Origin of the sequence: Bacillus thermozeamaize (genome assembly GCA_002159075.1) — a bacterium.
Taxonomy (GTDB): domain Bacteria; phylum Bacillota; class Bacilli; order ZCTH02-B2; family ZCTH02-B2; genus Bacillus_BB; species Bacillus_BB thermozeamaize.
This window is the reverse complement of sequence record LZRT01000121.1, coordinates 63,150-77,692: the sequence shown is the minus strand read 5'-3', so window position 1 is coordinate 77,692 and position 14,543 is coordinate 63,150. Positions and strand designations below refer to the sequence as shown.

The window sequence follows — 14,543 nt, the reverse complement described above, 5'->3', positions numbered from 1 at the left end:
ATCAGACAATCTGCCGATTCCTTTTGACACAAAAGGTGTAAAAAGGAGGAATGGATATTGGACAATTTCAAGAATCTGTTCAGTAGTGTAAAAATTGGCAATATAGAACTTAAAAACCGGATTATGGTAACGGCTCACCAAACGAACCATGTGAAAGATGGCATTCCCACCTCGGAAATGACAGCCTATCATGTGGCGCGGGCCAAAGGCGGGGTCGGCCTTATCGTCCTCGAAGCGGCGGCCGTGCATCCTTCCGGCATGCTCACCACCAGCACCATTGCCGGGTATGATGAGCGGATCGTACCGGCCTACGTCAAATTGGCGGAAGAATTGCATCAATATGGTACAAAGGTATTTTCGCAATTGTTTCACGGCGGAAGAGAAGTGGTTTCCAGCGACTACCGCAACGCCGCCTGGGCTCCATCGGCCGAACCCAGCTTACGCTTTTCGGTCGTTCCTAAACCGATGAACCTTGAAGAAATTAAAGAGGTGATCGATGGTTTCGCTTTGTCGGCAAAACTGGCGAAGGAAGGCGGATTGGATGGCGTGGAAATCTGTTGTTCCCACGGCTATCTGCCGGCCCAGTTCTGGTCCAGTCACACGAACCACCGTACGGATCACTATGGCGGTTCCTTTGAGAATCGCATGCGCTTTATCATCGAGGTCATTGAACGGGTATGGGAAGAAGTTGGAGAAGACTTTACGGTTGGCATTCGCATGAGTGCGGATGAAAAAACCATGGACGGGCTGACCGTGAAAGATTCGGTGGAAATCGTCCAATACCTGGTGGATCGGGTCCGCATTGATTTCATCAATGTGACTTCTGGCGACTCCAGTACGTATGCCGGGTCGACGCACATCGCGCCACCCTCCCCCGTGGAACACGGTTATAACGCCCCTTATGCCTTTAAAATCCGGATGGCCGGGGCAGTGCCGGTGTTTGTCGGCACGCGCGTGCTTGATCCGGCAGAAGCAGAACGCATCATCGCCACCGGTCAGGCTGATGTCGTAGGCATGACTCGCGCCACGATTGTGGATCCGGAGATGCCGAACAAGGCCATGAAAGGTGAGCTTCATTCGATTGCGGCCTGTCTGGGTTGCAATCAGGCTTGCATCGGCCATTATCATAAGGGCCTGACCATTGGATGCGTACAGAATCCCATGGCCGGCAAGGAGGAAAAGCTGCTCCCGCTTGTCCAACGTCCAAGAACCGAAAAGCGCGTTGTCGTCGTGGGTGCAGGCCCGGCGGGATTGCAAGCTGCCGTGACCGCAGCCGAGCTTGGCCATCAAGTGACGCTTGTCGATCAGGCCGATGCCATCGGCGGATTGCTAAGAACCATGCGCCGCGCGCCCATGCGCCGCGAAATAGCGGAAACGATGCTGGACAACTATACGCGCAAATTGGAGCTAAGCAAGGTAACCCTCATGTTGGGGAAGCGGGCAAGCCGTGAAGCATTGGCGGAAATGGAAGCGGATGCCATCATCTGTGCCGTCGGTTCAAGACCATATGTTCCACATGTGGAAGGAGCGGATCATCCACGGCTGATCATGGTGGACGAACTTTTTGGCAGCCATTCACCGGCAATCGGCCAACGCGTCCTGGTGCTTGATTATTTGGGTGACTGGCCTGCCGTCGAAGCAGCTGTTTTTCTGGCCGAAAAAGGACATGAGGTCACCTTGGTGACCGCCAAGCTTTATATCGGCGAGGAGGTGCACCAATATCTGCGGAATGAATATCTGAAGCGGCTTTATTCGTTGAACGTCAAACTTCTCCCGCACTTTGATTTCGGCGGCATTTGCAATGACCGTGTGATTTTGAGAAATCTGTTCTCGTATGAAACAGAACAAATCGAAGACTGGGATACCGTCGTGCTTTCTTATGGACGGGTTCCGAACGTCGAACTGTATGAACAAATCAAAGGCATCGCTCCGATCGTGAAACAGGTCGGGGACTGCCTCGCTCCACGCACGTTGGAGGAAGCGGTCTACGAAGGCTACGTGGCAGCGCTGGAGATATAGCCGTACATCTCCAAACTGGTTTTTCCAGATATCGCGAAAATGGTTTAATCAATGAAGTTGCCGGGGTTTCTCCTGAGAGACCCCGGTTTTCAATTTGCGCTCCGATCCAGCCAGCGGTACTGGATGACCTTTCTGGAACGCGCAACCTGCATTCCCATATTGATTTAAAAAAAGTATTTTTTTATAATTATTATCATAAAATGGATGGATCAATCTAATCTACAGGAGGGAACCCGATGTCCGTCTATCAATTTGAGGTACAAACAGCCCATGGAGAAACAAAATCACTGGAAGATTATAAGGGTAAGGTCCTGCTCATCGTGAATACGGCGAGTAAATGCGGATTTACACCGCAATTCGAGGACCTGCAAAAATTATATGACAAGTATAAGGAATATGGTTTTGAAGTGTTGGGCTTTCCGTGCAACCAATTTGGCGGCCAGGAGCCTGGTTCCAGCGAAGAAGCGGTGGCCTTTTGCCAGCGGAACTACGGGGTTACTTTTCCGGTCTTTGCAAAAATTGAGGTGAACGGAACAAACGCACACCCATTGTTTCAATACCTAAAAAAACAGGCACCGTTTAAGGGGTTTGACGAAGAAACCGCACCCGGAAGATTGTTGAAGCAACTCATCGCCGAAAAGTACCCGGAATACTATTTGGGAAATGAAATCAAGTGGAATTTCACCAAGTTTCTGATCGACCGGAACGGCCAAGTCGTACGCCGTTACGAACCGACAGAAGAACCGTTGGATTTTGAACAGGATATCGCGCAAATGGTTCAAACGCCGGCCGTTTAATCAAACAACGAGGTTGCGGGGCAAGCGGGATCATTCCCCTTGTCTTCCGGCAAACAGGGAAATCACGTCTGGATGAAAAATGTGGCCGATAAGGATATGTCTTACCGACCATGGATGAGGAACCAGTTGTTTTCAAGGTTGTCCATTCGTCCCCCGATCCAGACAGCGGTACTGGATGGCCTCCGCCAAATGCGGAATGTCCACCTGCTCCGATCCATCCAGGTCGGCAATCGTCCGGGCCACTTTGAGAATCCGGTCGTGAGCGCGGGCGCTCAGGCCAAACGTTTCAAACGCCTGTCGCAGCAAATCCCTGGCTTCCGGGTGGAGTACCACATATTTCCTCACCAGGCGTGGAGACATTTGCGCGTTGAAACGAATCGGCCATTTTCCCTTTTGGTTTTGTTCCTGCCGAAACCGTTCCTCCTGAACCTGCCAGACGTGTGTCAATCGCTCGCGGATGTCCGACGAACGTTCCCCAGGTTCATCGGCAGCAAGCTGGCGGTATTCCACTCGCGGCACCTCGATCTGGATGTCGATCCGGTCCAGGAGAGGTCCGGAAATCCTGCTCCGGTACCGCTGAATCTGGTGGGGCGTGCAGATGCAGGCATGCCGCTCATCCTCAGACCCAAAAAAGCCGCAGGGACACGGATTGAGCGAACAGACAAGGGTCAGAACGGCGGGATAACTCAGCGTCATCCGGGCTCGTGAGAGGGTAACCTCACCATCCTCCAGGGGTTGGCGCAACACCTCCAGCGCACTGCGCGAAAACTCGGGCAGCTCGTCCAGAAACAGCACGCCCCGGTGCGCCAGGCTCACTTCTCCGGGCCGCGGGATGTTCCCGCCTCCGATCAGGCCCGGCGGGGAAATCGAATGATGCGGCGCACGAAAGGGCCTCTGCCGGATCAAGCGGCCCCGTTCTTTTAAGAGCCCTGCCACACTGTAAATTTTGGTCACCTCAAGGGCCTCCTCCATGGAAAGCGGCGGGAGGATTCCCGGCAGGCTCCGGGCCAGCATCGTCTTCCCGGAACCGGGCGGCCCGATCATCAGGAGGTTGTGCATTCCCGCCGCCGCCACCACCAACGCCCGTTTGGCCTGATACTGTCCCTTGATGTCAGCCAGATCGACCATCTCTTCCGGGATTGCCTCATTTGGCTTTTGCAACGGCTCTTTTTGATGATGAAGCGTCTGATTCGGTTTTTCACTCGTTCCATGCCCCGCTTCACTGCCGTGACCTTCTTCATCCTGACCGGATACCCGCTGGATTTGGTTCTGCATCCACGATTCTTGATTTCCTTGTATATACCCCGTATGTACTTGGCCGGCTTGCACCCCTTGGACCGATACCGGCTCTCCTGGATTCTCTCCAAAAAGCTGCCTCACCGCATCCCGGAGATGGCGAACGGGGAACACCCGGATGCCTTCAATCAGTCTGGCCTCATCCCCGTTTTCCGCAGGGACCACCACCTGCTCAAACCCCTTTGCCTTGGCTTCCATGACCATCGACAGAACCCCGGGAACCGATCGAACCGTGCCATCCAACGCGACCTCGCCAATCCACACTGTGCCGCGATCACCCTGGGAAGGCAACTGTCCGTCTGCAATCAGAATTCCCAGGGCAATGGCCAGATCAAAGGCGGAACCTTCCTTTTTTATGTCGGCAGGCGCCAGGTTGACCGTGATGCGCTGCAAGGGAAAGGCAAACTGGCTGTTGCGGATGGCGGAGCGAACCCTTTCCCTGGCTTCACGGACCGCTGAGTCCGGGAGGCCGACGATCTCAAAGTGGGGAAGGCCGTTGGCAATGTCCACTTCCACCTCCACCACGTACCCGTCAATCCCATGGACGGAAGCGCTGAACAACTTGGTATACATCGCAACCTCTCCCAGTCATTTCATACTATTATATCGAGTGATGTTTGTTTGAATCAAGAAAAGTCGATCCATTTTCAAAATAGCAAGGCCTGGAAATAGAAAGCCCCGGGTGCACAGGATCCTGAAACCTTCAGAATACCGCTCACCCAGGGCCAATTCATTCAGTTATTATGAGTGAAGCTGCAAGAGCTTCCACGTATGTAACCCTCTCACATAAAACTTATTGTTTAACTATCGTCTCATATGTTTCAACAAGTTCAGGAAATCCATATTGATGGATCATAATCAGGCAAACAAACGACACAATAGCCGTAATAATTTTATGCAACGTCCCTCTGATCCCGAGCAACCGAAGAACAAACATTACCAATAATAACAGGAATAACCATGTAAATAAACAAAACCTTTAAAACCGAAAAAGTTAGTGCGCTAAGTGTGTTGACGACTATTCCACTAAAACCTGTGTCCATCCGTTATCCTCCCTTACTATTAGAATTTCAACATACGCGCAAAAAATCCTACATTAAAATGACAAAAACCGTAATTTTATTTGTAATACTCTACTTTTTCGACATCACAAATCTTACTTGCATTGATATGTATTTTACCATCATCGCTTAATAGCCGGATCTGCCTCATCTCATACAATACAATCCTACCAAGAACCTCACGTTCGCCATCCTCTTCCAAATACCAGATAATCGCCCGCCGGCCAGTGCAGAATTTTTGTGTAAGTATCCTGTTCAACTCCTCTGCAACCAGCTCTAGTTTTTCACGAATCTCTTCTGCGAAAAGTTGTTCAAGCATCCCCCAATATTCCATTTTCTTTAACGATATCTAGACGAGAACGATTTCCTCGAAGTTGCAATAAAGCATTCTCATTTATTCACCTACTGTTTAGACACGTTTCGTTTCTTTCTAACGATCCCTCTTGAAACTTTTTTTGTTTCATCGACTACCTCCTCGGAAGCTCAGACGATACTTATCCAAATATTCCGGCTTAAAGGTTAAAAGGCGTACTTCGCAGTCAACTCCAGTCTGCATTGAATGGCAAAGTTGATTCTCAATATAATCGCACAATAAACTTAATCGAACAGGAAATCCAAAAAATAATTCAAGAACAGGGATTTTCTCTCATACCAATTCCGAAAATGTGAATAATTCATGCTGGTGATCCTATTCCGGCAGAAGAGCGTAAAAGGCGATCTAGTCATTGTTCGCGGACAGCCTGACATGGAAAACAGTCTGATCGCTGTGGCCCTCTGGCCGGAAGTGAACGAAGCTCAACTGAGACGCGTATACAAAAAAATAGCTAGGTCATTTTGAGAGTGGACAACCCGGTTTATCCGCCAGAGATTCTGCAAAAAGAAGACTTACGAAGGCTTGGTTGTGAGTATTCAGAGTGAACCTGCCGCTGCAAAAGAATTATGAATTGCCCGGTGATATGATACGGGCAAGATATGGCATGAGTAGTCTCAATACTTAAACTAGTTTTATTTTGATAAAAAGGGGGATTCGCTTATGGCAAAACTTCCCAAAATCTTGGAGGAAGCAAAGAAACATTTGGAGCCTGGTGAGCAAGTTCTTGAGGCCGTCTTAGGAGCATATGAAACGAAACTCATGGGAAAAGATACAGTCATGAATGGCGTATTGATCGCAACTGATAGAAGGCTAGTTTTTTATGGAAAAAAACTGATGGGTTATAATTTGGAAGTCTTCCCATACGAAAACATCAGTTCTTTTGAGATGGGCAAAGGGATTCTTGGGTACTCACTTAATTTTTATGCTTCAAACAATAAGGTTAGCGTTAAGTGGATCAATCAGGGAGATGTAAAGAAGTTGACTGAAATCGTGAAAGAAAAAATTAGAAAGAAGAAGTATGAACAGGGACAGGGTAAAGTTCAGGCCAATACAAGCACGGACGATGTAGTAGAACAGCTGAAAAAGCTTTCAGAGTTAAAGGACCCGGGGATTATAACCGAAGAAGAATTTACTGCGAAGAAAAAACAGTTGCTTGGGATTTAGGACGACAGTTGGCATTTCCATTATCGAGCAATATAGGGTTTTAAGGTAGGCAGTGCGGTTGATGCCTTTGGATAAGCCGGTAAGGGTATTCCAAGAGAACGTTGTTGAAGGCATTAGACAGAGATGTCGACGGAGTTGCATGTGAGTAGGAAACAGGACGCAATACTTATCAATTGAAAACTTTTTAAGTAGGAATTTGATACCACATGAAATGATTAATACTATACGTTATTCAATTAACAAATAAGGAGGGATGTTTCTATGTCAACAACAAACTTTTATGTACCGATTCTGAAATGGAAGGGAGGCGAACGTATTGCGTTGCGGTACTTAAACGAAGACATCAAAACGATGATTCGTCCTGTGCTTTTAGCAATTTTTATTTACCAATAAACCAGTATGAGAGTATTATTCCATTGAAATAAAAAAAGAGAAGCACAACAGCAGTTGAATCAAAGAAAGTAATTGTAGGACGTTATGTTGTGCGTCTGGGACAATGTGATTTTTAATGGGAGGTAAAAATTTTATTGTGTTAGCAAAATGAGACTCGTATAACGATCTAGGGAATTGTTTGAGGTGTTTCCCGGTTAGGTATGGCATCCACCATGTGAGCAGCTGCATCAGTAAAAAGATGAAATAAAAAAGAACTGCAATTCCAACAAGAAATTTGATTTTTGAGGCAAACAATCCGATGCACACGATTAAGAGGATACCATTCGATGAAGCCTCAATAACTTTTTCTTTCATGGAATACTTGGAAAGGTCGTTCCAAGGATACAGAGGCATTAAAGTTGTTACTTCAAAATATATGAAAACGATGAATTGAGCCAGTAAGCTCCATGCAAATAAATCCATGTTCTCCTCCTATTACTCTTCCAGTATTTACTATCCAGGACTCCCTTTACCTAGGTTAAAATAAATATACACTATAATGCTCCCCAAAAGTCCAGACAAATTTTGAACGTTTTAAGTTATAACCTTCTTCAGCAACTTGGGATTTTAGGATGATCCAAGAAAGGCGTCAACAAAAGCATTTGACCCCTTTTCAAAATAGAAAGCCCTGGGTGCACGGTATCCTGACGTCTTCAGAATACCGCTCGCCCAGGGCGATTTATTTGACCAGACAATGATTAAAAATGCTATCGGGGCCAATCAGTTCTGAAGATGCGGCAGCAACTCGTTGACGGCCTCTGCCGGAATGGTGTCCCAGTCGATGAGCGGCTCCAGCCACTTGCTGACACTTCTGTCAAACGCATATGGTTCGTCAAGACCTTGGGACAACAGGTAACGATAGAGATAGTGAACCGCCAAAAGCAGCTTCCGGTAGCTGTTCTCCCGGGCAATCTGAAACTCCGCCTCTTCGAGGAAAAGGCTGACGACGGCCAGATGAACCATCCGGTTCATCAACCGTTTGGCAAACATCTCCCGCTCCGTCCCTTCCAAGCGGCCGATGCCCTCCGCCTGCGCACGCACCCGCTCAAGCACCGGTGAAAAGATCTCAATCACTTGCCGGACGGACGGGTTGGCCAGTCTGGCCAGTCGCTGCGCAATGTCACCGAAAAACACGTCGGCCGCTCCGTCCTTGGTCAAGGCGCGCAGCACATCCAACGCGATGATGTTTGTCGTCCCCTCCCAGATGGATCCCAGATGCGCATCCCGGACCAGCCTTGGATTGACCCATTCTTCGATATAGCCGTTTCCGCCGCGGACCTCCATGCCTTCCGCCGTCGTGTATCGGGCCCGCTTGCAGATGTATCCCTTCAACAGCGGCGTCAAAGTGCGCAACAGGGTTTGATGCCTGCCGCCCTCTTTTTCCACCTGGTCATAAATGTGTGCCGTGTAAAGCACCAGCGAAGCGGCCGCTTCCGCATCCAGCATCAGCTCAAACAGCGTCTCCTGCATCAAGGGCAGTTCCGCCAGCGGCTTTCCGAACGCCACACGCCCCCGGGCGCTGACAAGGGCTTCAAGATAACTGCGCCGCATCATGGCTGCCGACCGCATCGCATTGGACAAGCGTGAGAGGTTGACCATGGTCATCATCTGCTTGAACCCTTGGGACAGTTCTCCCACCACGTACGCGACAGCGCCCTCAAACGTCACTTCGCCGGAGGCCATATCCTTCGTTCCCAGTTTGTCCTTCAGGCGGTTGACCCGGTAGCGGTTCAGCGTGCCATCCGGCAACCTCCGGGGCACGAGAAACAATCCTAATCCCTTGGTCCCTTCCGGAGCCCCTTCCGGCCGGGCCAGCACCAGTGCCACATCGGCTGAGGCATTGGAACAGAACCATTTGTCTCCCCACAGCTCCCAGTGGTCACCCACTTTCTTCGCAATGACCTGGTTGGCTCCGACATCGGACCCCCCCTGCTTTTCCGTCATAAACTGCCCGCCTGTCCAGCGTTCATTCATATCGGTGCTGAGCATACGGGGGAGGTAGGTCTGCTTCAATTCTTCCGAGCCGAACCTCTCAAGGACGGTGGCAGCGGTATCGGTCATGCTCATCGGGCAACAAAGCCCGAACTCAGCCTGCGCAAACAGGTACCAGAATGCATACTTTAACACGTGGGAAAACTTGCTTGGCCAGCCGAGAATCCCCTCCCGATGCGTCATCGCGACCAGCCCAAACTGGCTGTAGCCGATTTTCTCCATCTCATGGTAGGCAGGATGAAACACCACCTGATCCACCCGCTCCCCACGGGCATTATACGAAACCAGCTGAGGCGGATTTTTGTCTGCAATCCGCGCATACTGATCCAACTCCGTCCCCGCGATTTCCCCCAATTTGGTCAAATGGGGCCATGCCCGCTCCAGATCGGATTCGTTGACATACATCTCCAGCAACAAGCCCAGGTTGGGATCGGTGAGAAAATAGTTAAGGCCAACAGTGTCAGGCATCGCTCCAAATGCGGCTTCAGGTTTGGGCACTTGAAACGTCGGTTTCAATATGTACACTCCCTTTCTTATTTTATAATTTACAGAAAAATTTCCTTAATATAAAGGGGTATCTATTTTTGATTTTAATCCAATCGTTGATAAAATAAAATACAAAAAATTGGATCACCCGTTTCTTGCGGCGGGTGATCCAGCATGTTCATGGACTATGATTTTCCAAGCCAACCATTCACCACATCACGGTTTTCTTCAATCCACTTCCTGGCAGCTTCCTCTTCTTTCATCCCTTCATGAAAGATGTAGCTTTCCAGGGTTCCCAACTGCTCGTCCGTCATCTTGAAATTCTTCAGCCAGCCAGCCACTTCCGGGTTGCGCCCGGCAAACCCCTTGTTCGCCAGCGTGTGTATCTCCTCCGGTTCACCCAACGCTCCTTTCGGGTCCTCCAGATACTTCAGATCCCATTCGGTAAACATCCAATGGGGCCGCCAGGCTGAGATGACAATCGGTTCCTGGTTTTTATACGCCTTGTCCAACGCGCTCAGCATCGCCGCCTCACTGGAGGCTACCAGTTTCAACGACAAGCCGTACTGCGGAATCACTTTCTCCTCAATCAGCTTCATCAGTCCGGCTCCAGCATCAATCCCTGTAATCTGGCCTTTAAATAACTCCTTGTGGGTCTCTAGATCCTCGATGGAATTGACCTCATCAACATAGGTCGGAACAGCCAATCCCAGATCCGCTTGCCCACCGTACCAGATGCCATAGTCCTCTAACTGGTCGCCGTATTTTTCCCAGTAGGCCTGGTGTGTAATTGGCAGCCAGGCATCGAGGAACACATCCAAATCGCCTTTGGCTAATCCAGTGTAGAGGGGGGCAGCATCCAGCTGGTGCAATGATACCTTATACCCTTCTTCCTCCAGGATCACCTTCCACAGATGGGAAACAGCAATATCCTCCGCCCAGTTCACCATCCCGATCTTGATTTCCTCTGTACCGGATGGATGCGTCTGGCCATTCCCTCCTCCCTTCGTTTCTTGTTCCGAAGGAGAAGGACTTGTGCCACCACATCCCATCATCACCATTGACAATGAGAGAATCAGGACCAGTGTCATCCACCAGGATTTCTTCAGACGCAATCCAATTCCCCCTTTTTCTCAATGACCTTTGCTTTTCACTTGAAAACGATCACCGATCCGCTGTGTAATCCGATCGAGAATAATCGCCATAATGACGACGGCGATGCCGTATTCAAACCCCATTCCAGTCTCCAGCCGGCTCAACGCCCGGGTCACACCGTCTCCGAGTCCGCCCGCGCCGATCAGGGAAGCGATCACCACCATCGACAGTGAAAGCATGATCGTCTGGTTCATCCCGGCCATGATCGTCGGCAGGGCGACCGGCAACTGCACCTTGAAAAGCATTTGCCGCGGCGAAGAGCCAAACGCCCTGGCCGCTTCAATCAATTGTCCGGGGACCTGACGGATTCCCAAATCGGTCAGGCGAATCACAGGCGGCATCGCAAAAACAATCGTCGCAAAGGCGGCCGGCATCAGCCCGATGCCAAAAAACGCCATGGCCGGCAGAAGATAAACAAAAGACGGTAATGTCTGCATGAAATCCAAGATCGGAAAGATGAACGCATGGACCCGGTCATTTTTTCCGGACCAGATCCCAATCGGGATCCCGATGATAAAACAGAGCAACGACGAAACCAACACCAGGCTGAGCGTGCTCAGAAAATCGTTCCAGAAACCGAGATTGGCAATCAACAGCAATCCGAGACCTGCGCCGACACTCAGCTTCCAGCCGGCAAGAACCCAGCAGAGGGCCATCAGCAGCAGCAAGAACAGCCACCAGGGAAACAACTGAAGGAATCCGTGCAGTCCTTCGATCATGGCTGTGACCAAAAAGGCAATCCAGTCAAAGAGGGAACCGCATGTCCGCTCCAGCCACCCGACCAAACTGTCAATCCAGTTCCCGAGCGGCAGACGATTCGCGTCCATCGGGTTCACCTCCTTTTGAAGCCAATGCTTCCAGCACCGAACCGCGGACAATCACGCCAAGCAGGCGATGTTCCTCGTCGGTCACCGCCAGCGGCGCCTTGGCGTTGGCCACGACAGGCAGAATCTCTTCAATGGGTTGCTCAGGAGCCACACGGCTGAAATCCTGGGAGATGAGCGGAAGAATGTCCCGTTCCCCTTTTTCGGTCGCATGAAAAGCCGCGTCTGCTGTCAGCAAACCGAGAAGCCGTCTGTTTCGTTCCACAACAAAAATGCTGGAAATGCCCCAGTCACGCATCATTTTCAGGGCAACCCGCGGCCCGTCCTTGGGCGTAATCGTCGGCTCCGGCTTTTTCATCACATCTTCCGCCGTCAGAACCTTGGTGATGTCGACCCCGCGCACAAAGCGGGCCACATAATCATTGGAGGGATTGCTGATAATCTCTTCCGGCGTGCCGATTTGCACGATGCTCCCGTCCAGCATCAGGGCAATCCGGTCCCCCAGTTTCAACGCCTCGTTGAGATCGTGGGTAATGAAAACGATGGTTTTTTGCATCTGGCTTTGCAGGTTCAAGAGTTCATCTTGCATATCTTCCCGAATCAGGGGGTCAAGAGCGGAAAAGGCTTCGTCCATCAAGAGGATGTCCGGGTCATTGCACAATGCCCGCGCAAGACCGACCCGTTGTTGCATGCCGCCGCTGAGTTGCCCCGGCAGCTGTGACTCCCAACCGGACAATCCGACCAGGGAGAGCGTTTGTTTCGCCCGCTCCAGCCGCTCAGAACGGGGCACGCCCTGAACCTCCAGGCCATATGCCACATTGTCCAAAACGGTCCGGTGAGGGAACAGGGCGAACTGCTGAAAGACCATGCTCATCCGCTTCTGACGGATGTGCCGCATCGACTTTTCATCCAATCGGGTGATCTCCTGATCACCAATCCATACTTCCCCTTCCGTCGGCTCGATCAGGCGGTTCAAGCATCGCAGGAGCGTGGACTTGCCGCTTCCAGAAAGCCCCATTACGACAAAAATCTCACCCGGATACACGTCAAAGGTGGCCTGGTTGACACCGACCGTGGCCTCCAGCTCCTTGAAAATCTCTGCTTTGTCCTTTCCTTGCCGCAGCAACTGGAGCGCGCGTTCCGGTTGCGGTCCGAAAATCTTGGTCAATTGCCGGACACGTATGATCGGTGTTGGGTGATCCGAAGGATATCTTTTGTCATCCAAAGCTTCAAAATCCCCCATTTCATTCGTTTGAACTTATCATCATTATCAGTAAAATTTTATAAAATGATATAAAATAAAATTTACTCCATCACTTTACCATTGAACGTCAGACATTGTCAAACCACCTGGCCAGGTGTTCTGCCTGGTGAGACAACGGGATCAAGGATGAGATCGGATGAGGAGCGGAATACTCCATCTTATTCACAGATCCTCAAATCTCCTCCCAATTTGGGCTTATTTTGCCCTTCGTCAAAAAAAATACGCTCCGAACGTCTTGCTTGCTGACGCCCGGAGCATCTTTTCATTCGGGAAACGTTCATTCAAACGTTCATTCCGGCAATACCTTGCCCGGATTCAGAATCTGTCCCGGATCCAGAACCTGTTTTATCGCTTTCATTACGGCGAGGGAGTCCCCGTGTTCCGCTTTCAGATACTTGATTTTCCCCAAGCCGATGCCATGCTCTCCGGTACAGGTCCCCCCTTTTTCCAGCGCAAACCGGACAACCTGCTCATTGACTTCCTCGGCCCGTTTCACATCATCAGGATGATTCGGATCCATGATGAAAGCGGCATGGTAGTTCCCGTCTCCGACGTGACCGAAGATGGCCGCCTCCATTCCGTACGAATCGATCAGTTGCCGGGTGTGCCGAATCGCCTCCGGCAAAAACGAAATCGGGACACATACGTCGGTGGCCATCAGTTTTTTCCCCGGCGCGCTGGCTGCGATCGCCAGTCCCGCCTGATGGCGGGCTTCCCAGAGGAGTGCCCGCGCCTTTGGATCCGTCTCCTGCTCAAAGGAACGGCAGCCATGCTCCATGGCGATTTCACGCGCCACCTCCACTTCGTGCCGGACCGTCTGGGAATGGCCGCTGAATTCGAGAAACAGGGTCGGCGCCTCCGCATACGCCGTCCCTTTATACGCGTTGACGGCGGCCACCGTCCGCGCATCCACCAGCTCCACCTTGCCTATGGCGATCCCTGAGGCGATCATCCCCACCGCGGCCTCCCCAGCCGATTCCACATCGGGAAAGACAGCTCGCGCGGCCACGACCGCTTCCGGGATCCCGTACAGACGAAGCGTGAGTTCCGTAATCACACCCAGCGTGCCTTCCGAGCCGACAAAGAGCCCCGTCAGGTGATACCCGGCGGATGATTTGACAGCCATCCCGCCCGTGGTGATAATCGTCCCGTCGGCAAGCACCACTTCCAACCCCAGCACCTGCTGGCGCATGACGCCGTACCGCACCGCATTGGTTCCGCTGGCGTTTGTGGCCGCCATGCCGCCCAGTGTGGCATCGGCGCCCGGATCAATCGGGAAAAACAGGCCGTGCGGCTTCAATTGCTGATTCAGCTGATTGCGCGTCACGCCGGCCTCAACACGGACGAGAAAATCCTGCGGCCGGATCTCCAGCACCCGGTTCATCATCGTCATATCCAGGCTGATGCCGCCGTATGTCGGGATGGTATGCCCTTCCAGACTGCTTCCGACACCGTAGGGGACAACGGGAATCCGGTGTTTGTTGGCAAATTGAAGGACCTTCTGAACCTCCCGCTTGTCTTTCGGAAAAACCACCACATCCGGCTTGTGCGGCTTGTGGTACGTCAGGTCGCGGCTGTGTTGCTCCAGAATCGTCTCATTGACGGTCACCCGCCGCTCATCCGGAATGAGCCGCCGCAACTCCTGCAACAAATCCATCCCACTCCGCCTCCTTCCAATCC

11 protein-coding genes are annotated in these 14,543 nt (G+C 51.3%); 3 read left to right on the top strand and 8 right to left on the bottom strand.

Features of this window, described 5'->3' with window-relative positions:
- Positions 1-57 precede the first annotated feature (57 nt).
- Both BAA01_05890 and BAA01_05885 read left to right on the top strand, forming a co-directional pair.
- A complete protein-coding gene (locus tag BAA01_05890; GenBank protein OUM84668.1) occupies positions 58-2,019 on the top strand; it encodes a hypothetical protein in 1,962 nt (653 codons plus the stop codon).
- Between the two features lie 236 nt (positions 2,020-2,255).
- The gene (locus tag BAA01_05885) at positions 2,256-2,816 is read left to right on the top strand and encodes a glutathione peroxidase (protein OUM84667.1); all 561 of its coding nucleotides are present in this window, start codon (positions 2,256-2,258) and stop codon (positions 2,814-2,816) included.
- Positions 2,817-2,948: 132 nt separating this feature from the next.
- Here BAA01_05885 and BAA01_05880 read toward each other — a convergent pair whose 3' ends face one another.
- Together BAA01_05880 and BAA01_05875 are read right to left on the bottom strand one after the other, a co-directional pair.
- A complete protein-coding gene (locus tag BAA01_05880) occupies positions 2,949-4,685 on the bottom strand; it encodes a hypothetical protein (protein ID OUM84666.1) in 1,737 nt (578 codons plus the stop codon).
- Between the two features lie 546 nt (positions 4,686-5,231).
- Positions 5,232-5,492: a hypothetical protein gene (locus BAA01_05875; protein OUM84665.1), complete on the bottom strand. Its 261-nt coding sequence runs from the start codon at positions 5,490-5,492 to the stop codon at positions 5,232-5,234.
- Between the two features lie 714 nt (positions 5,493-6,206).
- On the opposite strand from BAA01_05875, the gene BAA01_05870 reads away from it, so the two are divergent.
- The gene (locus BAA01_05870) at positions 6,207-6,710 is read left to right on the top strand and encodes a hypothetical protein (GenBank protein OUM84664.1); all 504 of its coding nucleotides are present in this window, start codon (positions 6,207-6,209) and stop codon (positions 6,708-6,710) included.
- A gap of 408 nt (positions 6,711-7,118) precedes the next feature.
- On the opposite strand, the gene BAA01_05865 is transcribed toward BAA01_05870, so the two are convergent.
- The 6 genes from BAA01_05865 to BAA01_05840 form a co-directional block, all read right to left on the bottom strand.
- The gene (locus tag BAA01_05865) at positions 7,119-7,565 is read right to left on the bottom strand and encodes a hypothetical protein (GenBank protein OUM84663.1); all 447 of its coding nucleotides are present in this window, start codon (positions 7,563-7,565) and stop codon (positions 7,119-7,121) included.
- Positions 7,566-7,862: 297 nt separating this feature from the next.
- Entirely contained in the window at positions 7,863-9,602 is a 1,740-nt protein-coding gene (locus BAA01_05860) for a hypothetical protein (GenBank protein OUM84721.1), read from the bottom strand.
- Positions 9,603-9,805: 203 nt separating this feature from the next.
- A complete protein-coding gene (locus BAA01_05855; GenBank protein ID OUM84662.1) occupies positions 9,806-10,735 on the bottom strand; it encodes a glycine/betaine ABC transporter in 930 nt (309 codons plus the stop codon).
- An 18-nt stretch (positions 10,736-10,753) separates the two neighbouring features.
- Positions 10,754-11,602, bottom strand: coding sequence for a glycine/betaine ABC transporter (locus BAA01_05850; GenBank protein OUM84661.1), 849 nt, complete (start codon positions 11,600-11,602; stop codon positions 10,754-10,756).
- Positions 11,565-12,842, bottom strand: a complete 1,278-nt coding sequence (locus tag BAA01_05845; GenBank protein ID OUM84660.1) for a glycine/betaine ABC transporter ATP-binding protein — start codon at positions 12,840-12,842, stop codon at positions 11,565-11,567. The genes BAA01_05850 and BAA01_05845 overlap by 38 nt, the downstream gene beginning before the upstream one ends.
- A gap of 310 nt (positions 12,843-13,152) precedes the next feature.
- Positions 13,153-14,520, bottom strand: a complete 1,368-nt coding sequence (locus tag BAA01_05840; GenBank protein OUM84659.1) for a 2-hydroxy-acid oxidase — start codon at positions 14,518-14,520, stop codon at positions 13,153-13,155.
- Between the last annotated feature and the right edge of the window lie 23 nt (positions 14,521-14,543).